Source organism: Mycobacterium sp. 1245805.9 (assembly GCF_001672915.1).
GTDB lineage: Bacteria > Actinomycetota > Actinomycetes > Mycobacteriales > Mycobacteriaceae > Mycobacterium.
On sequence record NZ_LZKR01000064.1, the window covers coordinates 1 to 26,326 of the forward strand.

Below are 26,326 nucleotides of genomic sequence, written 5' to 3' on the forward strand. Positions count from 1 at the left end.
CGGCATCTCCGCGCAGCTGGCCAAACGGACGGGCCACGTCGCGGCGTACATGACCGGCGCCGGCGTCGCGGCGTCGGGTTTCGGCCTGCCCGATATCGGGCTGGTCACCGCCAGCGAAATGGCCGACCGCGTCCGGATGATCGCCGACGCGCTGGGCGACGTTCCGCTGATCGCCGACGCCGCGACGCCGGCGCCGGTCATGTACGCCGCGACGTGGCCCGTCCGTTTGGCCAGCTGCGCGGAGATGCCGTCGAAAACGCCTGGCGCGACGATGAGTTCGCGCCTGGCCAGCAGGCCTTTCAGCCGCTGGCGGGCCGGTGTCGTGGCCATATCCGTCCTTTCAGTCCAGTGCCCCCGCGACGGGGGCGGCGAGAAGATCGATCAGCAAATCGATGTCGTCGAGGTTGTCCAGCCCGATCACCGCCCGCTCGATGGCGTCGGCGCGTCCGCGGCTGGTGACCCGGTCGGCGAGCGCATGGAACTTCGCCACGAGTTCGTCGTTGGTGACGGGGTCGTTGGGTGCGCCGTGCGGCAAGGCCACACGGGCGCGATGGACGGCGCCGTCGCGGGTGGTTACCGCGACGTCGGTGCGGTACTTCTCGGTGATCTCGGCGCGGGCCAACGACTCGTCGAGGTGCACGGTCGTCGCCCCGATCAGCGACCAGATGTCGTCGGAATCGAGGCGGCCGGGCGTGAATTGCTCGGGCAGCACGTCGCCGTCGAGCAGCGCCGCGGCGGTCGCATACGCGATGTTCATCTGGGCGCCGATCGGGGTGAGCGGCCGCTGGGGCCGCCACCAACCGTGCTTGTAGATGGTCTCGCCCACGGTGATGTCGACCGTTGAAATGTCTTGCGGTGCAATCGAACCGCGCAGCCGCCGGGCTGCGTCGATCACCCCGTGCAGGCCGCCCATGGCGGCGTAGGACTTGACCATGATGATGGTGGTCTCCCACCGCCGGCCGAGCTGGCCGGTCAGCAGTGACGCATCCGGATCGTGGCCTTCGCCGAAAACGCTGAGAAACCCGCCGTATTCGCGCTCGAACACCCGCTTGATGCCGGTATAGCCGGCCGCCGCCAGGCCCGCGGCGTAGAAGCCGCTGCGCGCCGCCAAGCCGTGGTGCATGCGCTTGCTCATCGCCTCGTACTGCGCGGCCATCAGCCCCGCCGACTGGGTGCCGGCCAGGCCGAGGGCGTCCTCGAGTTGGGCCGGAGACAGCCCGCGCAGCTTGCCGGACGCCACGGCCGCCGAGTGGGTGCCGAAGACCGAGCCGGAGTGCCAGCCGCGGTCCAGCATCTGGGTGCCGTGCAGCGTGTAGCCGACGCGGGGGCCGACCTCGAAGCCGGCGATCGCCGCCACCAGCAGGTCGGCGCCCCCGGTGGCTGCGCCACGCGTCGACACCGTCGAGAGCAGCGCGGGGATGAGCAGCGAGCAGCTGTGCAGCGGGGCCAGGGGATGGAAGTCGTCGAGTTCGAAGCCCTGGATGAAGGTGCCATTGAGGACCGCGGCCGCCGGCGCGCCGGCCGTGCGCCCGGTGCCGATGATCACCGCATCGCCGGGGCCCTCAAGACCCAGCACGGCGTCGGTGGCGACACGCGACCAGGGCAATTGGGCCCCGACCAGCGCGCAACCCAGGCCGTCCAGCAGCAGGTGTTTGGCCCGCTCGACGACGGTCCGGGGGACGTCGTCGAGCGTGAGGCCGGCGACCCAGGTGGCCAGCCGGCCGGTCGGCCCCGCCGGATCGGTGGCGGGTTGCTGTTGCACCGCGGTCATCGGGCTTCCTTCGAGGGAGTCAGTTGTTATAGGTATATAACAACTGATCGGATCGGCGCAAGGCGGGTGGTGTGGAAACATTGACGACCGTGCAGCACAGCGGTGACAGGGCGGGACCGGTGTCCACCGCCGCGGGGGTGCCGTTGCATCGGCAGCTGTTCCTGGTGCTGCACGACGAGATCGATCGCGGCGCCATTGCCCCGGGCGAGGCGTTGCCCACCGAGCAGACGTTGTGCGACCAGTTCGGGGTATCCCGCATCACGGTCCGCCGCGCGCTCGCGGACCTGGCCGAGCAGGGATACATCGAGCGCAGGCACGGTGTCGGTTCGTTTGTGCGCGAGCACAGTCCGTCCGACGTGCCGGCCGGCGGCTCGTACCTGGAGGGGTTGCGCCAGACCCAATTCGAAACCGAGGTCGACGTGGTCGAACTCGGGACGCGGCGCCCGCCGCGGCCGATCGCCGAGGCGCTGGAGGCGTCCGGCGAGCGGCTGCAGATCGTGCGGGTGCGCCGGCAACGCCGCACCGGCGAGCCGTTGATGGTCACCGACGCCTGGCTGCCGGCGGAACTGGCCGGTGCCTTGACCGAGCCCGCGCTGCGACGAGCGCCGCTGTATGACCTGCTGGCCGACGCCGGCGTCGTCGTGGATCGCATCCGGCACGAAATCACCGCCGAAATCGCCGGCCCGCGCAACGCGCATCTGCTGGACACCCCGATCGGCGCCGCGCTGCTGCGCGTCAACCGCCTGGCATTCGTGGCCGACGCGCCGCATCACCACCTGTCGGTTCTGTTATCGCCCAACCGTAGCCGCGTGCTGCTCAGCCAGACGGCGGACGAACTGGAAACGGGCCATGGTTTGACCATCGCCCACGACGTGGCCACGCCGCGCTAACGAACGAGCCCCACCCCGGGGACGAATCGACCCACCCTGGAGGCGTAGGCGCGATAGGCGTCGCCGTGCGTCCGAAGCAAATACGGCTCCTCGACGCAACGGACCTGCAGCTCGATCGTGGCGACCAGCAGGACAAGGCCCGCGAAGGCAACGACATTCGGCGTCACCAGCGCGATGCCGAAGCCGAAGGTGAACATGGCGGAGTAGATGGGGTTGCGGATCTGGCCGAACACGCCGGTGTGTACCAGCGTGGTGGTCTCCCTCTGGTCCACCCCGATCCGCCAGGAATCACCCATCTCGAGTTGCGCGTATACCGTCGCCGCGATGCCGGCCGTCGCCACCACGATGCCGATGGCCTGGACCCAGGCCTCATCCAGGACGCTGACGGGTTCAACGACCTTGGCCTCCTGCAGGATTGGGGCGCTGACCGCGACCGCGAGCGCGGCGACGAAGCCGACGCCGGCCAGGCGTTCCAGCGCGCCACCGGTGCGGATGCCGCGAAAGCCGGTCGACCCGGTGCGCCGATACTGCAGCCAACTGCGCCAGCCGAATCCGAGCGCGCCGAATATCGCGAAGAGCACGAGTGCCATGTCGGCGGCGGCGCTCGCCGGCATGCAGGCTCCCATGACCGCAGGCATCGCAGCGAGGGTACATCAATCGGTTTGGTCGGGAAAAGCGTCCAGCGCAGCCGTGTCGATCGCGCCCGCGCGCGGCGCGCAGTCACCGGCGCCGGGCACCAGCGTCGCCAGCGCGCCTGCGGCGCAGGCACGCCGCAGCGCGGCGAGCCGCCCGGCTGGCGCTCCCGGGCCGCGCGGCCAACTCGCGGCCAGCACCCCGGCGAACACGTCGCCCGCGCCGGTGGTGTCAACGGCTTCGACCGCCGGCGCCGGTACGACGAAATCGCCGTCTTCGCCGACATAGCGCGCCCCGCGCGCCCTGAGGGTGACCACCAAGTGGGGCGGCCGCCACGGCCAGTGGTCGGCCTCGGCTTCGTTGGCGACCACCACGTCCGCGGCGGACGCCAGTTCCGCCAGCCGGCTCGGGTCCTGGCCGGCGGGCGAGGCGTTGACGATGACGACCGCCCCCGCCGACCGGGCTTCGCGCGCCGCCGCCACCGCGGTCGGCACCGGAATCTCCAACTGCGTCAACAGCACATCGCACGTGGAGATCGCCCGGCTGGCCGCGGCCGGCGTCAGCTGAGCGTTGGCGCCCGGAGCGACGACGATGGTGTTCTCGGCACCGGCGTCGACCACGATGACCGCGGTGCCGCTCGGCCCCGAAACCGCGATCGTCCCGTCCAGCTCAACGCCGTTGGCCCGCAGGTGAGCCCGCAACCTTCCGGCGGCCGCGTCGTCACCCAGCGCGCCGACGAACTGCACCCGCGCCCCCGCGCGCGCCGCGGCCACCGCCTGGTTGGCGCCCTTGCCGCCCGGTGCGGAGGTCAGCGACGTGGCCAGCACCGTCTCGCCCGGCCGCGGCAGGGCGTCGACGCCGAACGTCAGGTCCATGTTCACGCTGCCGACCACGCAGACCCGTGCCATGACGGCGACGTTAGTCGGCCCGCTGCGGCATTTTGCCGCCCATCCTTTCGCGGCAATGGCCAATATCGTGATGTCCGCGCGTTAGTCTGCAGCGTGATCGTGCTGAATCCCGTCCGAGGGAGGGGGAAAGGCGAATGACGTTGACCGAGCCGAAAACGGCCGAACAGGCGTCGGACGACACGCCGGAAACTCCTCCGGAACCGGCACCGCCGGAAATGAGGCGTGCGGGCCAGCGTCGGCCGCTGGTGTGGCACCGTTTCCGCTTCGGCATCCAGTCCAAGATCCTCATCGCGATGCTGCTCTCGGGCATTCTCGGCGTGGGCGTGATCGGGCTCATCGGGGCGATATCCGGCCGCAACGCATTGCGACAAGTCGAGTCCGAGCGATTGATCGAGTTGCGTGAGTCGCAAAAGCGGCAGGTTCAGGCGCTGTTCAAGGAGGTGACGAACTCCCTCATCGTCTACAGCAGCGGATTCAGCATCAACGAGGCCACCGCGGCGTTGACGGCGGGCTTCAACCAATTGGGCAACTCGACAATCACCCCCGCCCAACAGCAGGAGCTCGTCAACTACTACCAAAACCAGATGATCGCGCCTATCAAACGGATAAACGGCAACGAAATCGACCTCAACGCGGTCCTGCCGAGTTCCCCGTCGCAGAAATACGTTCAGGCGTATTACACCGCGCCGCCGCGGCCGACCCCCGACGCGCTACCCGTCGCGGACGCCGGCGACGGCAGCGCATGGTCGGCGGCCAACGCCCGCTTCGATTTCTACATGCGTGACATCGTCACCCGCTTCGACTACCGCGACGCGTTGCTGCTCGACATGCAGGGCAACGTCGTCTACTCCGTCAGGAAGGGCCCCGACCTCGGGACCAACATCCTCACCGGGCCCTATCGCGAATCGAAGCTGCACGAGGCCTACGACAAGGCGCTGCGCTCCAACGACGTTGACTTCGTGTGGATCACCGACTTTCAGCCGTATCAGCCGGCGCTCGACGCGCCCACGGCGTGGGTGGTCTCGCCGGTCGGCATGAACGGCAAGATGGACGGGGTCATGGCCCTTCCGGTGCCGATCGCCAAGATCAACAACATCATGACCGCCAACAAGCACTGGCAGGCCGCCGGCATGGGCTCGGCGACCGAAACGTATCTGGCCGGACCCGACGGCCTGATGCGTTCGGATTCACGGGAATTCCTGGAAAACCCGCAGGAATACAAGCGCGATGCCATCTCCGCCGGCACGGCGCCCGAAGTCGTGGAAAAGGCGATCCGGTTGGGTGGCACGACGTTGGTGCAACCGGTCGACACTGCGGGTCTTCGCGCCGCCGAGCGCGGGGAGAGCGGCACCATGAGCTCCGTTGACTACACGGGCAACAAGGAATTGGAAGCCTATGCGCCACTGGACATTCCCAATTCCGACCTGCACTGGTCGATCCTGGCGACGCGCGACGACTCGGACGCGTTTGCCCGGCTGGGCAGGTTCAGCAAGACCCTCGTGATCGCGGTCACCGCGCTGGTTTTCGTCATCAGCGTGGCCTCGATGGTGATCGCCGGGACTGCGATGCGGCCGGTCCGGCGCCTGGAGGAGGGCACGCGAAAGATCAGCTCCGGCGACTACGACGTGAATATTCCGGTGATGGCGCGCGACGAAATCGGCGACCTCACGGCGGCATTCAACGAGATGAGCCGCAACCTCGCGATCAAGGAGGAGCTGCTCAACGAGCAGCGCAACGAGAACAATCGCCTGCTGCTGGCGCTGATGCCCGAGCCGATCGTCCAACGGTATCGCGAGGGTGAGGCGACCATCGCGCAGAAGCACCAGGACGTCGCGATCATCTTCGCCGACATCGCCGGCCTGGACGAGCTCTCCAACGATCTTTCCGGCGATGAACTGGTGGGGATCGTCGACGAGCTGTTCCGCCAGTTCGATTCGGCCGCCGAAACCCTTGGCGTGGAACGGATCCGCACCTTCCACAACGGTTACCTCGCCACCTGCGGGGTGATCACCCCGCGGTTGGACAGCATCCACCGAACCGTTGACTTCGCCATCGAGATGCGCCGCATCATCGAGCGGTTCAACAGCCAGACCGGCCACGAGTTGGGCCTTCGGGTCGGGATCAACACCGGCAACGTCATCAGCGGGCTGGTGGGCCGATCGAGCCTCGTCTACGACATGTGGGGCGCGGCGGTGAGCCTGGCCTCCCAGATGCACAGGGGCGCACCCCAGCCCGGCATCTACGTCAGCACCCCGGTGTACGAGGCGATGCGCGACGTGCGTCAGTTCACCCCCGCGGGCACCATTTCGGTCGGTGGAACCGAGCAGGCCATGTATCGGTTGTCGGAGCGATGATGAACGCCTGGAACTCCTCGTGGTTCTACTGGGCGATCGGCATCGCGATCGGGTTTCCGGTCGGGCTGATCTTTCTGACCGAGCTACACCACACGCTGGTCCGCCGGAACAGCCGCCTGGCCAGGCAGGTCGGCCTGCTGCGCAACTACGTGCTGCCGCTGGTTGCGCTCTTGCTGCTGCTCGTCAAGGCATCGCAGATTCCGGCCGGGGAGGTCCCGGTGCGGCTCCTTACCACGGTGTTCGGCTTCCTGGTGCTGGTGCTGATGCTGTCCGGGCTGAACGCCACTGTGTTCGAGGGCGCGCCCGAGGACAGCTGGCGCGCGCGCATGCCCGCCATCTTCCTCGACGTGGCGCGTTTCGCGCTGATCGGCGTCGGGCTGGTTTTGATTCTGTCGTATATCTGGGGCGTCCGGGTCGGCGGCCTGTTCACCGCGCTGGGCGTCACGTCGGTCGTCATCGGGCTGATGCTGCAGAACTCCGTCGGCCAGATCGTGTCCGGCTTGTTCATGCTCTTCGAGCAACCGTTCCGGATCAACGATTGGCTCGACACCGGCACGGCGAAGGGACGCGTCGTCGAGGTGAACTGGCGGGCCGTGCACATCGACACCGGCAGCGGAATGCGGGTCACGCCGAACTCGGTGCTGGCGACGACGGCGTTCACCAACCTCAGCCGCCCGGCGGGCACCCATAAACTGGCGATGACGACGACGTTTTCGCCCGCCGACCCGCCCGACCGGGTGTGCGCCATGCTGTCGCGGGTGGCCCTCGGGCTGCCGCAGCTCAAGGCCGACAGCGCCCCTCGCTCGGTGCCGCTCGGCGGCGGCGAATACCGCACCTCGATCGGGCTGACCTCGCCCGCCGACGACGGGGCCGCGAAGGCAACCTTCCTGCGCTGGGTCTGGTACGCCGCCCGGCGGGAAGACCTGCACCTGGACAACAGCGACGACGACTACTCGAGCCCCGAACGCGTGGAGAAGGCGCTGCGCACCGTGGTGGCGCCGGCGTTGCGGCTCAACGCCGACGAACAACGCTCGCTGCATTCGTCCGCGAAACTCGTCCGATACGGCGCCGACGAAACCGTGGAATACGCCGGTCAGATACCCAGGGGGATGACGTTTCTGGTCGAGGGCCGCGTGCAGCTGACCGCGCTGGCCGACGACGGCTCGATCGTCCCGATCAGCACGCTGCTCGAGGGCTCGTTCCTGGGGCTGACCGCGCTGACCCGGCAGCCGAACATGGCGAGCGCCTACGCGCTCGACGAGGTGACCGCGCTGGAGATCGATCGCGAACACATCGAGCACCTGGTGATGCGTGAACCGTTGCTGCTGCAGAACTTCGGCCACATCCTCGAAGAGCGGCAAAGCAAGGTGCGGCAGGCGCGGCGCGGCGAGCGGGTCGCGTGAGGCGCCCGCTCTGACCTGGCCCGCTACGGACCGTTACCCTGGATAAATGAGTCTGCAAGCCCCAACGCGCCCCGACTTGCGCCGGGAGGTCCACGACGCCGCGCGCCGCGCCCGCGTCGCCGCCCGCGCGCTGGCGTTGTTGCCGACCGTCGCCAAGGACGCGGCGCTGCAGTCGGCGGCCGACGCGATAGGCGCCCACACCGAGCGGATCCTGGCGGCCAACGCCGAAGACCTCGACGCCGCCCGGGCCGCCGGCACGCCGGCCGCGATGCTCGACCGGTTGGCCCTGGACCGCAAGCGCGTCGACGGGATCGCCGCCGGCCTGCGCCAGGTCGCGGGGTTGCCGGACCCGGTCGGCGAGGTGCTGCGGGGCTACACCCTGCCCAACGGGCTGCACCTGCGCCAGCAGCGGGTCCCGCTCGGGGTGGTCGGCATGATCTACGAGGGCCGGCCCAACGTCACCGTCGACGCGTTCGGGTTGGCGCTCAAGTCGGGCAACGCGGTGCTGCTGCGCGGCAGCTCGTCGGCGGCGAAATCCAACGAGGCCCTCGTCGACGTGCTGCGCGGCTCGCTCGTCAGCGAGGACCTGCCCGCCGACGCGGTGCAGCTGCTCTCGGCCGCCGACCGGTCCACGGTGACCCACCTGATCCAGGCGCGCGGACTGGTCGACGTGGTGATCCCGCGCGGCGGGGCGAGCCTCATCGACGCGGTGGTGCGCGACGCCCGGGTGCCCACCATCGAGACCGGTGTCGGCAACTGCCATGTGTACGTGCACGAGTCCGCCGACCTCGACGTGGCGGAACGGATCCTGCTGAACTCCAAGACCCGTCGGCCCAGCGTCTGCAACGCCGCCGAGACGCTGCTGGTCGATGCCGCGATCGCGGCGACGGCCATGCCGAGGCTGGTCGGCGCCCTTCAGGACGCCGGGGTGACGGTTCATCTCGACGCGGGTGAGGACGACCTGCGCCGCGAATACCTGTCGATGGACATCGCGGTGGCCGTCGGCGACGGCGTCGACGCGGCGATCGCCCACATCAACGAGTACGGCACCGGGCACACCGAGGCCATCGTGACGACGAATATGGCAGCGGCTCAACGGTTTAGCGACGGAGTCGACGCGGCCGCGGTGATGGTCAACGCTTCGACCGCCTTCACCGACGGCGAGCAGTTCGGTTTTGGCGCCGAGATCGGCATCTCCACGCAGAAGCTGCACGCGCGCGGCCCGATGGGGTTGCCGGAACTGACCTCGACCAAGTGGATCGCGTGGGGAGACGGGCAGACCCGCCCGGCCTGACGCCCCAAAGCCCATAGGAGAACTGAGATCGTGAGTGTGCCCGCCCGGCCGGCGCCGTTGTTCGCCGACATCGACGACGTCTCGCGGCGGTTGGCCGAGACCGGCTACCTACCCGACACCGCCACCGCGACGGCCGTGTTCCTGGCCGACCGGCTCGGCAAGCCGCTGCTGGTGGAGGGCCCCGCCGGCGTCGGCAAGACCGAGCTGGCCCGCGCCGTCGCCCAGGCCACCGGCTCGGGCCTGGTGCGCCTGCAGTGCTACGAGGGCGTCGACGAGGCCCGCGCGCTCTACGAGTGGAACCACGCCAAGCAAATACTCCGTATCCAGGCCGGCTCCGGGGACTGGGACCAGACCAAGGACGACGTGTTCAGCGAGGAGTTCCTGCTGTCGCGCCCGCTGCTGACAGCCATCCGGCGCAATGAGCCGACGGTGCTGCTGATCGACGAGACGGACAAGGCCGACATCGAGATCGAGGGCCTGCTGCTCGAGGTGTTGTCCGACTTCGCCGTGACCGTGCCCGAACTGGGCACGATCGTCGCCGAGCGGGCGCCGTTCGTGGTGCTGACCTCCAACGCCACCCGTGAACTGTCCGAGGCGCTCAAGCGGCGCTGCCTGTTCCTGCACATCGACTTCCCGAGCCCCGACCTGGAGCGGCGCATCCTGCTGTCCCGGGTGCCCGAGCTGCCCTTGCACCTGGCGGAGGAATTGGTGCGCATCATCGGGGTGCTGCGCGGAATGCAGCTCAAGAAGGTGCCCTCAATCGCCGAGACGATCGACTGGGGTCGCACGCTGCTCGCGTTGGGGCTGGACACCATCGACGACGCGGTGGTCGCCGCCACGCTCGGCGTGGTGCTCAAGCATCAATCCGACCAGCAACGCGCCGCGGGAGAACTGAGGCTGAACTGATGGCCGCCCGCCGCATCCGCCCCAGCCGCCCGCTCGCCCCGCACGGGTTGCCGGGCCATCTGGTCGGTTTCGTGGAAGCGCTTCGCGCGCAGGGTATTTCGGTGGGACCTTCGGAGACGGTGGACGCCGGGCGGGTGATGGCCACCCTCGGCCTGGGCGATCGTGAGGTGCTGCGGGAGGGGATCGCCTGCGCCGTGCTGCGCCGCCCCGACCACCGCGAAACCTACGACGCCATGTTCGACCTGTGGTTCCCCGCCGCGCTGGCCGCCCGCGCGGTGGTCACCGAGGAGGAGGCCGGCGAGGCGCGGGACGGCGGCCTGGCGCCCGACGACGTCGAGGCGATGCGCCAGATGCTGCTGGACCTGCTCACCGAAAACCCCGAACTGGCCGACATGGACGAACGTCTCGTCGCGATGATCGCCCGGATCGTGGAGGCCTACGGCAAATACAGTTCCAGCCGCGGCCCGTCGTTCTCGTCGTACCAGGCGCTCAAGGCGATGGCGCTGGACGAATTGGAGGGCAAGCTGCTGGCGGGACTGCTCGCGCCGTACGGCGACGAACCCACGCCCACCCAGGAGCAGATCGCCAAAGCGCTGGCGGCCCAGCGGATCACGCAGCTGCGCAAGATGGTCGACGCCGAGACCAAGCGGCGCACCGCCGAGCAGTTGGGCCGCGACCACGTCCAGATGTACGGCATCCCACAGCTTTCGGAGAACGTCGAATTCCTGCGCGCATCCGGCGACCAGCTGCGCCAGATGCAACGGGTGGTGGCGCCGCTGGCCCGCACCCTGGCGACGCGGCTCGCGGCGCGCCGGCGGCGCTCCCGCGCCGGGACCATCGACCTGCGCAAGACGCTGCGCAAGTCCATGTCCACCGGCGGGGTGCCGATCGACGTGGTGCTGGCCAAACCCCGCCCGGCCCGCCCGGAACTGGTTGTGCTGTGCGACGTCTCGGGTTCGGTCGCGGGTTTCAGCCACTTCACCCTGCTGCTGGTGCATGCCCTGCGGCAGCAGTTCTCGCGGGTTCGCGTCTTCGCGTTCATCGACACGACCGACGAGGTGACCCACATGTTCGGGCCGGAGGCCGACCTGGCGGTGGCGATCCAGCGGATCACCCGCGAGGCCGGCGTGTACAGCCGCGACGGGCACTCCGACTACGGCAACGCGTTCGTCTCATTCCTGCAGGCGCACCCGAACGCGCTGTCGCCGCGCAGCTCGCTGCTGGTGCTCGGCGACGGGCGCACCAACTATCGCGACCCGGCCATCGACGTGCTCGTCGACATGGTGACCGCCAGCCGCCACGCGCACTGGCTCAACCCCGAACCCAAGCACCTGTGGGGCAGCGGCGACTCGGCGGTGCCGCGCTACCAAGAGGTCATCACGATGCACGAATGCCGGTCCGCCAAGCAGTTGGCGGCGGTGATCGACCAGCTGCTGCCGGTGTAGGACTTCTCGCCAGCGTGCGTACGCCGACACGCCGATCAGGCCAGTAGCTCGACCTCGACCTGGAGCCTGCGGTAGATCTCCAGCGCGCGCCGGTCGCGGGTCACGAGCGTGAGCTGGTGCTCATTCGCGGCGGCGCCGACAAGCGCGTCATAGGTCGAGCCGCCGGCAATCCTGTCCGAGCCGAGCGCCGTGAGCAGCGATGCGGCGGCGCGAGCGCCGAGGAACCTCGTCTCGGGGAACGTGTGGGTAAGCACCTGCGTGACGATCGCCGGCGTCCGCCGCGCGGGGGGCGGTAACCGGGTGAGCACCGAGAAGGTCTCGAATGCGGCGTGGCCGGCCAGACCGAGGGCACGGCCGCGCAGTGCCTGGAAGGTGCTCTCGTGATGTTCGTGATCCGCAACCACAAGTGCGACGGCGACGCTGGTGTCGACGAGCACCGCCGTGGTTCTAGCGCCGGTCGGCATCTCGCAATGCCTGCACGAGGGCATCGTCGACATCGGCCCCGCCCGCGGGTATGACGAAGCGCCCGTCTCGCTCTTCGAGGGCGCCATCGGCCAGCGGCTCGACGCGAAGACCCGCGCCGTCGGCGGTCACCTCGACTTCGCCCGGTTGAAGCCCGAGGTGGTCGCGCAGCGCCTTTGGAATAACCAATCGACCTGCCTTATCAATGGTTGCACGCATGCCTAGAGATTACCATTACCGCGCTGACGTCGGCCGAGCCGGGCCCGCACGCTCAAGTAAGCTGGCAAATCGTGCAAAAGCAGCTTCGCCGGCTCGGGGTGATGGGTGGGACGTTCGACCCCATCCATTACGGCCACCTGGTGGCCGCCAGCGAGGTCGCCGACCTGTTCGACCTGGACCAGGTGGTCTTCGTGCCCAGCGGCCAGCCCTGGCAGAAGAGCCGGCACGTCTCCGCCGCCGAGGACCGTTATCTGATGACGGTGATCGCCACCGCGTCCAACCCGCGGTTCTCGGTGAGCCGGGTCGACATCGACCGCGGCGGGCCCACCTACACCCGGGACACGCTGGCCGACCTGCACGCACTCAACCCCGAATCGCAGCTGTACTTCATCACCGGTGCGGACGCGCTCGAATCGATCCTGTCGTGGCAAGGCTGGGAGGAACTGTTCGGGTTGGCGCGCTTCATCGGCGTCAGCCGGCCCGGATATGAGCTGCGCCGCGAACACGTCACCGGCGTCCTGGGCGAGCTGACCGAGGACGCGCTGACCCTGGTGGAGGTTCCGGCGCTGGCGATCTCGTCGACCGACTGCCGCCGGCGCGCCGAGGAGGGCCGGCCGCTGTGGTACCTGATGCCCGACGGTGTCGTGCAATACGTTTCGAAACGCCGGCTGTACCGCACGACCGAAGGGGCCACGCGCCCAACGACATTCGCGGCGGAAAACAACACATGACCGCCACCCAGGAAGCCATCGACATGGCCACCGTGGCGGCCGGCGCCGCCGCCGCCAAACTGGCCGACGACGTGATTGTCATCGACGTCTCGGGCCAGCTGGTGATCACGGACTGCTTCGTCATCGCTTCGGCGTCCAACGAGCGGCAGGTCAACGCGATCGTCGACGAGGTCGAGGAGAAAATGCGCAAGGCGGGCTACCGCCCGGCGCGGCGCGAGGGCGCCCGGGAAGGTCGCTGGACGCTGCTCGACTACCGCGACATCGTCGTGCACATCCAGCACCAGGACGACCGCAACTTCTATGCGCTGGACCGGCTCTGGAGCGACTGCCCGGTGATCTCGGTGGACTTAGACGACCCGGAAGGTCCTGCAGACTCGGCGAGCGCGCGATGAGGATCCGCCGCCTGGTGATGCTCCGGCACGGCCAAACCGACTTCAACGCGGACAGCCGGATGCAGGGACAGCTGGACTCCGCGCTCACCGAACTCGGTCGCGCCCAGGCGGTCGCCGCCGCCGAAGTGCTGGGCAAGCTGCCGCCGTTGCTGATCGTTTCGTCGGACCTGCATCGTGCCTATGACACCGCGGTCACGCTCGGGGAGCGGACCGGGTTGACGGTCCGGGTGGACCCCCGGTTGCGCGAGACACATTTGGGCGACTGGCAGGGGCTGACACACACCGAGGTCGACGCGCAGGCCCCCGGCGCGCGGCTGGCCTGGCGCGACGACGCCAGGTGGGCGCCGCACGGCGGGGAAAGCAGGGTCGACGTGGCCGCGCGAAGCGTCCCCGTGGTCGCCGAGCTGGTGACCGGCGAGCCGGAATGGGGTGACCCCGACGAGCCGGACCGACCCGTGGTGCTGGTGGCGCACGGGGGTCTGATCGCCGCCCTGTCCGCCGCGTTGCTCAAGCTGCCGGTCGACAACTGGCCGATTCTGGGCGGCATGGGCAACGCCAGCTGGGTGCAGTTGTCCGGCCACTCCGACGATTCGGGCGCCGGCGCCGATTTCGATGCGGTCCGCTGGCGCCTCGACGTCTGGAACGCGTCCGCGCAGGTTGCCAACGATGTCCTCTGACCCGCACACCAGGACCACCCTGTTGGTGTTCGCCGACTCCCTGTCCTATTACGGGCCCACCGGGGGCCTGCCCGCCGACGACCCGCGCATCTGGCCCAATATCGTTGCGTCGCAACTGGGTTGGGATGTGGAGCTGATCGGGCGCATCGGCTGGACCTGCCGCGACGTCTGGTGGGCGGCGACGCAGGACCCGCGGGCCTGGGCGGCGCTGCCTCGGGCGGGCGCGGTGATCTTCGCGACCGGCGGGATGGATTCGCTGCCCTCGGTGCTGCCGACCGCGGTGCGCGAGCTGATCCGTTATGTGCGCCCGCCGTGGTTGCGGCGCTGGGTGCGCGACGGCTACGCGTGGCTGCAGCCCCGGCTCTCGCCGGTGGCCCGGTCGGCGCTGCCGCCGCACCTGAGCGCCGAATACCTCGAACAGACCCGCGGCGCAATCGATTTCAACCGCCCGGGCATTCCGATCGTGGCGTCGCTGCCGTCGGTGCACATCGCCGAGACGTACGGCAAGGCCCACCATGGCCGCGCGGGGACGGTGGCCGCGATCACGGAGTGGGCGCAGCAACACGATGTTCCCCTGGTGGATCTCAAAGCCGCTGTGGCCGAACAGGTTATGAGCGGGCGCGGCAATCCCGACGGCATCCATTGGAATTTCGAGGCCCACCGGGCGGTCGCGGAGCTCATGCTCAAGGCCCTGGCCGAAGCCGGCATAACCAACGAGAAACCGCGCGGGTAAAACGATGCCTGTCGTGGTGGTGACCGATGCGTCGTCGCGGCTGCCCGCCGACTTGCTCGAAAAGTGGTCGATACGCGTCGTTCCCCTGCACATCCTGCTCGACGGCCGCGACCTCCGCGACGGCGTGGACGACATCCCCGACGAGATCTACCAGCAGCACGCGACCACGGCGGCGGCCACCCCGGCCGAACTGGCCAACGCCTATCAGCAGGCGCTGGCCGACAGTGGCGGTGACGGGGTGGTGGCGGTGCACCTTTCGTCGGCGCTGTCCGGAACCTACGGCGCCGCCCAACGGACCGCGGCCGATCTCGACGCGAACGTGCGCGTCGTCGACTCGCGCTCGGCCGCAATGGGAACCGGGTTCGTGGCGCTGGCCGCCGCCCGGGCCGCGGCCGACGGCGGCGACCTGTGCGCCGTCGCGGGCGCGGCCAGTTCGGCGGTGTCGCGCGGCCACGCGTTCGTGGTGGTGCACCGGCTGGACAACCTGCGTCGCAGCGGGCGGATCGGCGGGGCCACGGCGTGGCTGGGGACCGCGCTGGCGCTCAAGCCGCTGTTGCGCATCGACGACGGCAAACTCGTTCTCGCCCAACGGGTGCGGACCGTGACCGCCGCGACCGCGGCGATGATCGACCGGGTGTGCGAGGTCGTCGGCGAGAACTCCGCGGCCCTGGCGGTGCAACATGTGGCCAACCCGGAGGGCGCGAACGAGGTGGCGGCGGAGCTGGCCCGGCGGCTGCCCGCGTGCGAGCCGGCGATCGTCAGCCCGTTGGGGCCGGTGCTCGGGCTGCACGTCGGCCCCGGGGCCGTCGCGGTGTGCCTGGACTTAGCTCCGGGCGGCTGACGCCACCGGTGCCGCCACTGCCCGCGGACGACCGTAGTCACCGCGCGGGTGAACGACGAGCGGCCACCAGAACCAGCGACCGAGCAGGGTGGCGATCGACGGCATCAGCAGCGTGCGCACGATCAGGGTGTCGAGCAGCAGGCCGATGCATACCGTGGACCCGAACTGCCCCAGCACCCGCAGCTCGCTCCCCAGCATCGCCGCCATGGTGAACGCGAACACCAGGCCCGCCGCCGTGACCACCCCACCGGTGCCGGCCATCGACCGGATGATCCCCGTCTTGAGCCCGTGATGGATTTCCTCTTTGAACCGCGACACCAGTAGCAGGTTGTAGTCGGAGCCGACGGCCAGCAGGATGATGACCGACAGCGCCATCACGATCCAGTGGATTCTGATGCCGAACAGGTCCTGCCAAATCAGCACCGACAGCCCGAACGACGCGGCGATCGAACTGGCCGCGGTGCCGACGATCACCAGCGCGGCAACCACGCTCCGGGTGAGCAGCAGCATGATCATGAAGATCAGCGTCAGGGCCGACACCACGGCGATCATCAGGTCGTATTTCTCGCCGTCGGCCATGTCCCGGAACGTCGCGGCGGTTCCGCCGAGATACACCCGGGCATCCGACAGCGAGGACTGCTTCAACGCCTCCTGCGCTGCGGTGCGTTCGGCGTCGACCCGTGCGATGCCCTCCGGACTCATCGGATCGCCCTGATGGGTGATGAAGAACCGCGCCGACTTGCCGTCCGGCGACAGGAACATGCGAAGGCCCGTCTGGAAATCGGGGTTGTCGAAGGCCTCCGGCGGCAGGTAGAAGAAGTCGTCGTTCTTGGACTGATCGAAGCTTTGCCCCATCACGATGGCGGTGTTGCTCATCGCCTCCATCTGATCGATCATCGCCTTGAACGTCTGGTAGAGCGTCAGAGTGATGCCCCTGGTGTTCTTCAGCGTCGAAATCAGCACGGGGAACAGCGCATTCAGGTCGTGTGTGGCCTTGGCGGTGTGTGCGATATCGGCGGTGAGGTAGTGGAACTGCTCGGCGAGCTGGTCGAAGCCGTCGAACGTGTCGAAGAGGGACCGTATGCCGATGCACAACGGGATGTCGTAGCAGTGCCTCTCCCAGTAGAAGTAGCTACGTATCGGCCGGAAGGTGTCGTCGAAATCGGCGATGTGGTCGCGCAACTTGTCGGTGATCTGTGACGTCACCTCGGTGGTCTTCGCGCTGTCGTCGGCGGCATTGGCCAGGTCCAGCGACACCTCGTACTGGCGTTGCGTGGTGTCGATCTGGGTCTGCAGATCGTCGGCCATCCTCAGGATGTCGGCGATGCGGTCCTTGAGGAAGCTCATGTTCTGCATCGTGGTCTGGCTCTGGATGCTGTTCTGGAACGGAATCGAGCTGTGCTGGATCGGGATTCCCAGTGGCCGGGTGATGTCCTGGACCATGGCGATGCCCTGTGTACGCATCTCGTTCTTGGCCACCCGGTCCAACACCAGCATGTCGGCCGGGTTTCGCATGTCGTGGTCGGACTCGACCATCAACAGGTCGGGGTTCATCCGCGCCTCGGAGAAATGCCGGTTCGCGGCCTCTTGCCCCTGATTGGACGGCGCCGACAACGGCAGGTAATGGCGGTCGTTGTAGCTCGTGTGGAAACTCGGCAGGGCGATCATGCCGACCAGCACGACCGCGGCACTTACGGCCAAGATCGGTGCGGGCCAACGCACTACCGCGGTGCCCACCCGTCGCCATAGCCGACCACGCTTGGCCTGCCGTTCGAAGAGATGGAATCGACTGCCGACGAAGACGACCGCGGGGCCCAGCGTAAGTCCGGCCGCGACCACGACCAGCATGCCGATCGCGACGGGTGCGCCCATGGTGTTGAACCAGGGCAACCGCGAAAAGCTCAGGCAATAGGTCGCCCCGGCGATCGTCAGGCCCGAGCCCAAGACGACGGGAGCAACACCCTTGAATGTGGTGTAGTACGCGGTTTCTCGGTCCTCGCCGGCGGCCAGCGCTTCTTGATAGCGGCCGATCAGGAAGATGCCGTAGTCGGTCCCGGCGGCGATCGCCAGCATGGTGAGGATGTTCGCGGCGAAGGTGGTGAGCCCGAACGCGTCGTGATACGCCAGCACCGCGACGACCCCGCGCGCACACGCCAGGGCGACAAAGGTCATGAACAGCTGCAGCAGCGTGGTGACGATGGACCGGTAGACCAGCAGCAACATGATCGCGATGGCGCCCAGCGTGAACAGCGTGATCTTGGCCAGGCTGGCGTTGCCGATGATGTGCATGTCGTCGGACAGCGCGGCGGGACCGGTGACGTAGGCCTTCACGCCGGGCGGCGCCTTGTTCTCCTCGATCACCTTGCGGACCGCGTCCACGGACTCGTTGGCCAGGGTGGTGCCTTGATTGCCGGCGAGGTTTATCTGCACATAGGCGGCCTTCGCGTCGGCGCTTTGAGCGCCCGCCGCCGTCAGCCGGTCACCCCAGAAATCCTGGATGTGCTGGATGTGCTTGGGGTCCTGGCGAAGCTGCCGAATCAGCTTGTCGTAGTACTGGTGCGCGTCGGGGCCGAGGGGTTGCTGGCCCTCTAGCACGATCATTACCGTGCTGTTGGAATCGAATTCGCGGAAGTTGTGGCCCATCCGCATCATCGCCTTCATCGACGGCGCGTCCAGCGGCGTCATCGGCGCCGAATGCGCCTCGCCGACCTTTTCCAGCGTGGGAACGATGACGTTCACCAACACGGTGACGGCCACCCAACCCAGAATGATCGGTATCGCGAAGATGCGGATCGCGTGGGGGAGATACGGACGGTGGCCGCGATCCGCCATGCTGGGCCGCTGGGTCGTGATCGGACCCGTGTCCGCCGTGCTCGCGTCGCGCGCCGCCCTGTCGATGTCGGTCATGCGGACTTCACCAGGCAGAAGGTCTGGGCGTTATGGCCGTCGGAATTTTGGCTGTCGCGGACGACGCCGTCCACGCTGATCTTGCAGCTGATTCGGCTGCCGTCGCTTTGCGCCATGATGTTGGCGCTGACCGAGGGAAGCGTGGTGGAGATGGTGGTCGACCAGGGCAGCGGCGCGTTGTTGATTTGGTGGGTGTTCGCGTTCTCGTCCCAGTAGTTGATGTTCGCGGTGGATCCGGGCGGCCCGGAGATGTCGTAGACGACGACCTTCGGATTGAACTGCACGATCTCGATCCCCTTGCCCGCGTTGGCGTTGAGGTCCTGGGACCCGAAAATTTTGTGCAGCCGCGAGACCACCAAGGCCGAGACGGCGAGCACGACCACCAACACCAGAGGAATCCACGCTCGTCTGAGCGCCCGGGTTAAGGCCTTCACCTTGACCGCCTTCCGCTCGCCCCGGCGGATCACCGCCGTCACTGACAACGCCGGTTGCCGATACATTGCTCAGCTAAGCATCGTAGACCTAGTGCACGGAACCGTTCCTCCGGGCCCGGGCCTAAGGGGCGGCCAACGCGGGGTTAGTGCGTCACCCGGCCCGTGACCGGCGGCAGATCGGCAAGCGTGACTATCCCGGGCCTGGCTGCGACGACGGCGGGAACGGCGTTGGTCACCGGCATCGCGGTGTAGATCATTCCCAGCCCCATGAAGCCGGGCTCGGTCCAATCCTTCGGCGGCAGGCAGTGCAGGACGGTGCGCATGTTGGGTAGGCCGAACACCTGGATGACGTGGCCGTGCTCGAGCGGTTTGGGCGGGACCACGTGGCTGCCCATCGTCCAGTTGAACCCGACGCTGACCACGTTGCGGTCGCCCTCCCAGCCGCGGTGGTAGCCGTAGACGCTGCCGACCGTTCCCTCCGGGATCTTCATGAAGCCCAGATCGGAGTCGGCGGTGGCCGCGGTGAACGTGACGTCGAACGTCATCTTGTCCAGTTTGGCGCCGATCGCGTCGGCCATCATCGCGGCGGATTCCGCGAAGACCTCGCTTTCCCGGCGCACGCTCTCTGCCAGTCCAGGGGTGTCGGGGTCTTGCGAGAAACCCATCGCCGTCTGCGTTTCCGCCGACTCGTAGGTCGAGCAGTCCACCGACTCGGTGATGCGGATCTCGTCGACGCGCTCGCAGGAGGCGGACAGCACCATCCCGACCATGTTCGTCATTCCGGGGTGCGCTCCGCTGCCGAAGATCGTCGAACCGCCCCGTTCGCAGGCGTCCTGGATACGCTTGCGGTCTTCCGGTGTCTGCTTGCCGCCGGTGATCCAGGCGGCGCTGGTGCATACGTTGACGCCCGCCTCCAGCAGCCGCACCAGTTCGTCGACGTTGGGCCACAACGGGTTGTAGCAGCACGCGTCGGGGCGCAGCGCCAGCAGCGCATCGATGTCGTTGGTGGCCTTGATGCCGGTGGGCTCCGGCCAACCCGACAGGTCGGCGGCGTCCACGCCGACCTTTTCGGCGCCGTGCGCGTACACCCCGACCAGTTCCATGTCCGGCCGGCCGATGATGGCGTGCAACGACCGCCGCCCGATGTTGCCGGTCGTCCACTGGATCACGCGATAGGGACGGTCTGCGCTGGTCGGGCTCATGGGGGGCTCCTTTGCCGGTGCGATTGGACTCATTATGTTCAACCAGGCCCGCGAGAATGCGGGCCGGTCGCCCAAACCGACGGGAGGCCGCCCGACTTAGCCGTCCAACCGGGTGAATTGGTCCCGGTGGTACTGCTCGACGCACGCGGCGCGCCGGATCTTGCCGCTCGTCGTGGTCGGAATCGACCCCGGCGGCACCAGAACGAGATCCCCGACGTTCACGCCGTGCGCGTTGGATATCGCGGAGGTGACGTCGCGCTTGACGCAGGTGAGCCAGTGCCCAATGTCCTGGGCGTCGTCGTGGGAATGGCCTCGCTTCTTGAGCTCGACGACGGCGACGAGCTCCTCGGTGCTGCGGACCGGAACCGATATCGCCGCGACCCGACCGCCGGTGATCTCTTGCACCGTCGCCTCGATGTCCTCGGGGTAGTGATTGCGTCCGCGGATGATCAGCAGATCCTTGATGCGGCCGACGATGAACAGGTCACCCTCGAAGACGAAGCCCAGGTCGCCGGTCTTCAGCCAGGGTCCCTCGGGCGTGCCGGGCGACGGGTCGGCGAGCGTTGCGCCGAAACAGCGCTGCTCCTCCGGCGGTTTGCCCCAGTAGCCGTCGGCGACGTTGGGGCCGTGGATCCAGATCTCGCCCACCAGGCCCGGCGCGCACTCGCGGTGGGTGTCGGAGTCGACGATGCGCAGCGTGGGTGATTGCGGCACTTGGTATTTGACCAGCGCGGTGCCTGTCCCTTCGGCACATCGCCGCGCGCGGCCCGCGGACAGCTCGTCGATGTCGAAGGCAACCGCGCTCGACGACTCGCTCCAGGTGCCCGTCGTCACAAAGACGGTCGCCTCCGCCAAACCATACGAGGGGCGCATCATCTGGTCGCGAAAGTTGAAGTGGGCGAACCGGTCAACGAAGCGGTGCAGCGTGGCCGGCTCGACGCGTTCGGCACCGCTGATGATGCCCAGCACCTCGCCGAGGTCAAGCCCTGCCAGGTCGGCGTCGGTTGTCTTGCGCGCGGCCAGGTCGAAGGCGAAGTTGGGCGCCGCCGACCAGGCATGAGGATTCTCGGCCAAAGACCGCATCCACCTGGCCGGCCTCTCCAGGAACGCAACCGGACTCGTCAGCTCGCCGCGATAGCCGCCCAGGATCGGCGCACAGATTCCCAACACCAAACCCATGTCGTGGTAGAAGGGCAACCACGACACGATCGTGGTGTCCGCGGGGGCTTTGACGTCGGAGTCAGCGAAGAAGCTGCGCATCAGCTGCTCGAAATTCACCTGGAGATTGCGGTGCGAGACGATGACCCCGGTCGGCGCCCGGGTCGAACCCGAGCTGTATTGCAGATACGCGATGCTGGGCAACTCGGCGGCCCGAACGCTCGTTCCGCCGTCCGCGTCGAGATCGATCGAATCCATCTCGATGATTTTGGGAACGGTGTCGAGGCGCGCTTCGTCGACGTATTTGACGATGTCTTCCGCGACCGCGGACGTCGTGAGAACCACCGAGGGCGCCGTATCGGAAAGGACCGCGCTCACCCGCTCATGGCTGGAGCCCTTGTGCGGCAACAGCAGTGGAACGGCGATCAGCCCGGCCTGCATGGACCCCAGGAACGCCTCGGCGTAATCGAGGGATTGGGGAGCCAGGATCACCGCCCTGTCCCCGACCGACCCGTGCAGGCTGAGCTCGCGTGCCGCATTGAGCGTTCGGCGGGACAGCTGCGACCACGTGCGGCTCTCGGGAACTCCGCCCCAATCGTCGGTGTAGTCGGTAAACGTGTACGCCACGTCGTGGGGCCGCAGGCTGGCCCGCCCGTGCAGCATCGACAGAATCGTTGATTGAGACATAGGGGTTACATCACGTCCGTACTGGTTCGTCGACTCCGATGGAGTCAGTGGTCGGCCTGTAATGCGCTGTGCGACAACACCGACATGGCACCGGCGAGAATCTGCGAGAACGGGTCGGCGCCGCCGCCGAAGGTCGCCTGGTTTGCCGGCGCGGTGACTTCCGCCGGATCGAAGCCATGCACCGGGTCCACCTGAACCGGGGCCGTCGAGGGGTCGTCGTTTCGCGAATAGCCCGCGTTCACCCGGGGGACGAGGATCGCGTCGAGTTTGTTCAGCGTGTCCTCTGGGATATCGATGTATTTCAGCGGCATCACCAGCGGAAGGTGCTTCTCCGGCACCATGATCGTGGTGTCTTTCGCGCCCCGGGAGTTGATCGTGGTCCTGATGTTCTGCGGCGGCACCATGCTCCGGTTCGTGAAGGCCACCGCGGTGTGACCGGTGGCCAGGCCCATCAGCGTGTTGGCGAAGGCGAACAAGTTGTCGGGCCGGTCGGGAAAGTCCGCGATCGAGTCGTACGCGGCCACGAACCTGTTGGTGTCGTACTGGCTTTCGTAGGGCGGCGGCATGGTGTAGTCGAGCGCGGGAACGGTGCTGCCGACCGGGAACACGGAGGTCAGGAAACTCTGGCCGAAGGCGTGATGCCCGATCGGGTCGCCGAATGTGGCGAAGTTCAGCGTGTCCGGCGGGGGAGCGGTCGGGTCAGTCGCCAGCCGCGCCTGCGCGCCGTCGACCACGAACCCGCCCTCGGACAGGCCGATCGCGGTCCCCGGGCGACCGTTTTTGATTGCGGCGACAAGGTTGTCCACTCCCGCGTCGACCGACTCGCCGACGCTGGGGCCGTCCAGACCCAGGCCCGGGATGATCTCGTCGCCGGCCTTGCCGATTCCCGGGAAGAGCCGCCCGAGCACGTGGCCCTGCACCTGCCCCGCAGGGTAGTCGATGATTTTGCGCTGCTGGCCGGGGAACCATTGGGCGCCCTCCTGGCGGATGTACTCGTCATAGGGGATGCCGAGAACGTGAGCGCCGCCGAGGGCGTACGCCGTCTGGTCGCCCGGGGCCCCCGGTGTCGGCGGTCCGCCGATGGGCGTGTCGTCGGCCGATGCCGCCCCGACGCCGAAATACACTGTGGCGCCGACAGTTACCAGCGCGGTAGCCCTTGCGAGTGTTCTGTTCATCCGTGCCCCCGACCGCTCTGCTTGTCTAGTTTCACATACATGACGTGTGCCTGCTAACCGGCTTGCGGCGCGGCGCGTCCGACTTGCGACGACGTGGACCGCCGCACGTTCACTCGCGACGGCCACCAGTTCGCCCGCCCGAACAGCGCCGCGATGGCCGGAACAGTGATGGTGCGCACCAGGAAGGTGTCCAGCAAAATTCCGACACCGATCACGAAACCGCCCTGGACCACGGTGCCGATGCTGGAGAACAACAGGCCGGCCATCGAGGCCGCGAAGATCAGCCCGGCCGCGGTGATCACGCCGCCCGTCGAACTGAGGGTGCGAATGATGCCGTAACGCACGCTGTTCGGGGACTCGTCACGCATTCGCGAGACGAGCAGCATGTTGTAGTCGGCGCCCACCGCGACCAGGACCACGAATGCCAGCGGCGGCACGCTCCAATGCAAATGCTGGCCCAGGATGAACTGGAAGAACACCACGCCGATCCCTACCGCCGACAGGTACGAAACGACCACGGACGCAACCAGATACAGCGGCGCGATGATCGCACGTAGCAGCGCGATCAGGGTCAGCAGCACGACGATGAGGGTCACCGCGATGATGAAACGGATGTCGTGTTGGTAGTAGTCGCGCGTGTCCTTGAGGCCGACGGTGTAGCCCGCCATCGAAATCTTGGCGTCCGCCAAGGCGGTGTTCGGTTGGGCGCCCCGGGCCGTCGCGGTGATCGCGTTGACCTGATCCATGGCTTCGGTGCTGAACGGGTTGAGCTTCGTCTGAACCAAATACCGCACCGAGTGGCCGTCCGGCGAGATGAAGACCTTGGCGGCCTCCTGGAACTCCTTGAGATGCAACAGCTGGGACGGGATGTTGAACCCGGCCATCGCCGGTTGCGCCGCGTCGTGTTTCAGCGACAGCAAGAATGTCGCTGACTCACTGAGCCCGGCGCCCAGCTTCTTGACCTGTTCGACGAGTTGGGCCACTGCGTCGGCCACCTGCCGGCTCCCACCCGCGAACCGGTCCGCGCCGTTTTGCAGGGTGTTCAGGTTGGACTGCAGGCCACCGGGCTGGTCCATCCCCATGGTGCGCAGCACGTTGGTGAGCTTGCCGACCGCATTGCGCAGGCGGTCCGTCGACGCCCTCAGGGTCTGTCTGTCCGGATAGGCCTGCAGTTGGTGGGACAGGTCGTTGATCGCGTCGAGGTCCGCTTGGTCGCGCGAGCCGACCAACTGCTCGAACGTCCCGCGGGTCGCGCTGCACGACGCATCGGCGTCGCAGACTGGGTTGCCCTGCAGCGCCGCCAGCACCGGGCCGATCCAGGCGAACATGTTCTTGGCGGCCGAGAAGTTCCAGCCCATGGCATTGGTGAGCGAGTTGACGTGGTCGACGAGTTGGGCCGCGATGTCGACCTCTTTGACCAGCGTGTCGCCGCTGTACTGGTTCTTCGTCGCGGAGAAGGCGTTTTCGAGTTCCTGCACGCTGGCGGCGAGCTGGCTGACCTGGCCGCGCACGTCGCCGAGGCTGTCGGCCAGCGTGCCGGCTCCTTCGACCAGCCGGTTGAGGTCGTTGGTGTGCTCGTTGATCAGGGTGGACCCGCCGGCCAGAAAGGATCCGATGGCGCCCGCCTGATAGGTCGCTCGGAATTGTTCCGGCACGTTTCCGGTGGGACGGGTGATGCCGCTGATCGCGGCGATGTTCGGCAACTGGCTGACGCGGTCGGCCATCTGTTCCAAGTCCGCGAGGGCCTGCGGCGTGCGCAGGTCACGCGGCGATTGGACAAGGATGTACTCCGGAATCGACTGATTCACGGGGAAGTGGCGATCCAGCGCCGCGTACCCGATGGAGCTCGGGGCCGAAGGCCGCAGGGCTTTGCGGTCGTCGTAGTTGTAGCGCACCAGGCCGGCGCAACTGGCCAGGATGATCAGCACCAACACGCTGGCAACCAGGTGGGCCTTCGGTCGGCGCACGATGCGGATGCCCGAACGCCGCCAGAACCGGGCGGTCAGTTCGCGCCGCGGCTTGACCCAGCCGCGTGGGCCGGCGAGTACCAGAATCGCCGGCAGCAACGTCATAGCGGCGAGGAATGCCACGCCGATCCCGATCGCCGACGACACTCCGACCGTTTCGAAGATTCCCATCCGGGCGAAGCTGATCAGGAGAAAGGTGAGGCCCACGGTGGTGGCGGACGCGGTGATCACCTTCCCGATCGAGATCATCGCCCGCTTGACAGCCTGGTCGTAATCGGCGCCGGTCCGCAGATAGTCGTGATATCGGCTGGTGAGAAACACGGCGTAGTCCGTTCCGGCGCCGGCCATGATCGCGCTCAGGAACACGATGGACTGGTTCGAGACGCCCGAGCCGGTCAGCTGGGAGTAGCCCGCCACCAGCGCCTGGGCGATCACCAGCGACAACCCGATCGTGATCAGCGGCAGCAGCATGGTTATCGCGCTGCGGTACACCACCAGCAGGACGATCAGCACCAGGACGGAGATCGCGAGCTCGATCGGCAGCCGGTCCCGATTACCCGCGACCGTGAGATCGGCGACGGTCGCCGCGGGGCCGGTGACGTTTACGGTGAGATGCGTCCCGGGTGGGGCCTGTGCTTGCGCTTGCTCCAAGGTGCGTTTGACGATGTCGCCGATGCGGTTGAAGGCGGCGTAGGACTGTGGGGTGCCCAACTCGCCCGCCACGCCGACCGGCAGCACCCAAGCCTTGTGGTCCTGGCTGGTCACGACCGAACGCAGCGGCGGCGTGCTGATGAAATCCTGCAGCATCACGACGTCTCGGGTGTCCGCGCGCAGGGCGTCCACCAGTTTGCGGTACCCGGCCTCGTCGGCGGGGCCGAGCCCCTTGTCGTCAGTCAGGACCACCAAAAGGAGGTCTTCCGACGCGGATTCGTGAAACGCCTCCGTCATCTTCCGCGCGGTGACGTTCGACGGTGCATCGCTGGGCAGGATCGCGAGCGGATGCTTCTGGGCCATCTCGTTCAGGGAGGGCAGGGTCAGCGGCAGGGCGACCGCAATCGCGACCCACACCCCGATCACCGCCCAGGGCCACCGCACCACAAAATCGGTTAGCCGTCGCATCTTGGCCTCACCTCAAAC

At 67.7% G+C, this 26,326-nt stretch carries 22 protein-coding genes and 1 pseudogene; 12 read left to right on the plus strand and 11 right to left on the minus strand.

Annotation, left to right across the window (positions count from 1 at the left end):
* Positions 1 to 187, plus strand: a pseudogene (locus A9X00_RS32745) (carboxyvinyl-carboxyphosphonate phosphorylmutase); the annotation flags it as partial.
* 153 nt (positions 188 to 340) lie between these two features.
* On the opposite strand, the gene A9X00_RS09590 reads toward A9X00_RS32745, so the two are convergent.
* Positions 341 to 1,771 carry an MmgE/PrpD family protein gene (locus A9X00_RS09590; RefSeq protein ID WP_067152310.1) on the minus strand — a complete coding sequence of 477 codons (1,431 nt, stop codon included), beginning with the start codon at positions 1,769 to 1,771 and terminating at the stop codon, positions 341 to 343.
* Between the two features lie 71 nt (positions 1,772 to 1,842).
* Between A9X00_RS09590 and A9X00_RS09595 the strand changes: the two genes are divergently transcribed.
* Positions 1,843 to 2,661: a GntR family transcriptional regulator gene (locus A9X00_RS09595; RefSeq protein ID WP_232006734.1), complete on the plus strand. Its 819-nt coding sequence runs from the start codon at positions 1,843 to 1,845 to the stop codon at positions 2,659 to 2,661.
* Here the strand turns inward: A9X00_RS09595 and A9X00_RS09600 are convergent.
* Together A9X00_RS09600 and A9X00_RS09605 are read right to left on the minus strand one after the other, a co-directional pair.
* Positions 2,658 to 3,299: an isoprenylcysteine carboxylmethyltransferase family protein gene (locus tag A9X00_RS09600; RefSeq protein ID WP_232006735.1), complete on the minus strand. Its 642-nt coding sequence runs from the start codon at positions 3,297 to 3,299 to the stop codon at positions 2,658 to 2,660. The two genes, A9X00_RS09595 and A9X00_RS09600, sit on opposite strands and share 4 nt — an antisense overlap.
* Before the next feature lie 15 nt (positions 3,300 to 3,314).
* Entirely contained in the window at positions 3,315 to 4,202 is an 888-nt protein-coding gene (locus A9X00_RS09605; RefSeq protein ID WP_067152312.1) for a ribokinase, read from the minus strand.
* A 134-nt stretch (positions 4,203 to 4,336) separates the two neighbouring features.
* Here A9X00_RS09605 and A9X00_RS09610 point away from each other — a divergent pair, with 134 nt between their 5' ends.
* Genes A9X00_RS09610 through A9X00_RS09630 form a run of 5 tightly spaced genes read left to right on the plus strand, consistent with a single transcriptional unit; the run spans position 4,337 to position 11,604 of the window.
* Entirely contained in the window at positions 4,337 to 6,556 is a 2,220-nt protein-coding gene (locus A9X00_RS09610) for an adenylate/guanylate cyclase domain-containing protein (RefSeq protein ID WP_082974954.1), read from the plus strand.
* A complete protein-coding gene (locus A9X00_RS09615; protein ID WP_067152314.1) occupies positions 6,556 to 7,959 on the plus strand; it encodes a mechanosensitive ion channel domain-containing protein in 1,404 nt (467 codons plus the stop codon). Before A9X00_RS09610 ends, A9X00_RS09615 begins: the two co-directional genes overlap by 1 nt.
* Before the next feature lie 46 nt (positions 7,960 to 8,005).
* A complete protein-coding gene (locus A9X00_RS09620) occupies positions 8,006 to 9,253 on the plus strand; it encodes a glutamate-5-semialdehyde dehydrogenase (protein WP_067152316.1) in 1,248 nt (415 codons plus the stop codon).
* 30 nt (positions 9,254 to 9,283) lie between these two features.
* Positions 9,284 to 10,159 carry a MoxR family ATPase gene (locus A9X00_RS09625; protein ID WP_067152318.1) on the plus strand — a complete coding sequence of 292 codons (876 nt, stop codon included), beginning with the start codon at positions 9,284 to 9,286 and terminating at the stop codon, positions 10,157 to 10,159.
* A complete protein-coding gene (locus A9X00_RS09630) occupies positions 10,159 to 11,604 on the plus strand; it encodes a VWA domain-containing protein (protein ID WP_067152320.1) in 1,446 nt (481 codons plus the stop codon). Before A9X00_RS09625 ends, A9X00_RS09630 begins: the two co-directional genes overlap by 1 nt.
* A 35-nt stretch (positions 11,605 to 11,639) precedes the next feature.
* Here the strand turns inward: A9X00_RS09630 and A9X00_RS09635 are convergent, their stop codons facing one another.
* Both A9X00_RS09635 and A9X00_RS29730 read right to left on the minus strand, forming a co-directional pair.
* Entirely contained in the window at positions 11,640 to 12,068 is a 429-nt protein-coding gene (locus A9X00_RS09635) for a type II toxin-antitoxin system VapC family toxin (RefSeq protein WP_067152322.1), read from the minus strand.
* Positions 12,052 to 12,285, minus strand: a complete 234-nt coding sequence (locus tag A9X00_RS29730) for an AbrB/MazE/SpoVT family DNA-binding domain-containing protein (RefSeq protein WP_082974955.1) — start codon at positions 12,283 to 12,285, stop codon at positions 12,052 to 12,054. The genes A9X00_RS09635 and A9X00_RS29730 overlap by 17 nt, the downstream gene beginning before the upstream one ends.
* 71 nt (positions 12,286 to 12,356) lie before the next feature.
* Between A9X00_RS29730 and nadD the strand changes: the two genes are divergently transcribed.
* Genes nadD through A9X00_RS09665 form a run of 5 tightly spaced genes read left to right on the plus strand, consistent with a single transcriptional unit; the run spans position 12,357 to position 15,659 of the window.
* Positions 12,357 to 13,016, plus strand: coding sequence for a nicotinate-nucleotide adenylyltransferase (gene nadD, locus A9X00_RS09645; RefSeq protein ID WP_082974957.1), 660 nt, complete (start codon positions 12,357 to 12,359; stop codon positions 13,014 to 13,016).
* Complete coding sequence (gene rsfS / locus A9X00_RS09650) at positions 13,013 to 13,408, plus strand: ribosome silencing factor (protein WP_067152326.1); 396 nt, start codon at positions 13,013 to 13,015, stop codon at positions 13,406 to 13,408. The genes nadD and rsfS overlap by 4 nt, the downstream gene beginning before the upstream one ends.
* Entirely contained in the window at positions 13,405 to 14,085 is a 681-nt protein-coding gene (gene gpgP / locus A9X00_RS09655; protein ID WP_067152328.1) for a glucosyl-3-phosphoglycerate phosphatase, read from the plus strand. The genes rsfS and gpgP overlap by 4 nt, the downstream gene beginning before the upstream one ends.
* On the plus strand, positions 14,075 to 14,818 hold the full coding sequence (octT, locus tag A9X00_RS09660) for a diglucosylglycerate octanoyltransferase (protein ID WP_067152329.1): 744 nt from the start codon (positions 14,075 to 14,077) through the stop codon (positions 14,816 to 14,818). Before gpgP ends, octT begins: the two co-directional genes overlap by 11 nt.
* Before the next feature lie 4 nt (positions 14,819 to 14,822).
* Entirely contained in the window at positions 14,823 to 15,659 is an 837-nt protein-coding gene (locus tag A9X00_RS09665) for a DegV family protein (RefSeq protein ID WP_067152331.1), read from the plus strand.
* On the opposite strand, the gene A9X00_RS09670 is transcribed toward A9X00_RS09665, so the two are convergent.
* From A9X00_RS09670 to A9X00_RS09695, 6 genes are all read right to left on the minus strand, one after another.
* Entirely contained in the window at positions 15,642 to 18,566 is a 2,925-nt protein-coding gene (locus tag A9X00_RS09670) for an RND family transporter (RefSeq protein ID WP_067152333.1), read from the minus strand. The two genes, A9X00_RS09665 and A9X00_RS09670, sit on opposite strands and share 18 nt — an antisense overlap.
* Complete coding sequence (locus A9X00_RS09675) at positions 18,563 to 19,000, minus strand: MmpS family transport accessory protein (protein WP_068107905.1); 438 nt, start codon at positions 18,998 to 19,000, stop codon at positions 18,563 to 18,565. The genes A9X00_RS09670 and A9X00_RS09675 overlap by 4 nt, the downstream gene beginning before the upstream one ends.
* Positions 19,001 to 19,143: 143 nt before the next feature.
* Entirely contained in the window at positions 19,144 to 20,202 is a 1,059-nt protein-coding gene (locus tag A9X00_RS09680) for a dihydrodipicolinate reductase (RefSeq protein WP_067152335.1), read from the minus strand.
* Positions 20,203 to 20,298: 96 nt separating this feature from the next.
* Complete coding sequence (locus A9X00_RS09685) at positions 20,299 to 22,047, minus strand: AMP-binding protein (protein WP_082974958.1); 1,749 nt, start codon at positions 22,045 to 22,047, stop codon at positions 20,299 to 20,301.
* A gap of 44 nt (positions 22,048 to 22,091) precedes the next feature.
* On the minus strand, positions 22,092 to 23,222 hold the full coding sequence (gene pe, locus A9X00_RS09690; protein ID WP_067152339.1) for an acyltransferase PE: 1,131 nt from the start codon (positions 23,220 to 23,222) through the stop codon (positions 22,092 to 22,094).
* 53 nt (positions 23,223 to 23,275) lie between these two features.
* On the minus strand, positions 23,276 to 26,308 hold the full coding sequence (locus A9X00_RS09695; protein ID WP_067152341.1) for an RND family transporter: 3,033 nt from the start codon (positions 26,306 to 26,308) through the stop codon (positions 23,276 to 23,278).
* Between the last annotated feature and the right edge of the window lie 18 nt (positions 26,309 to 26,326).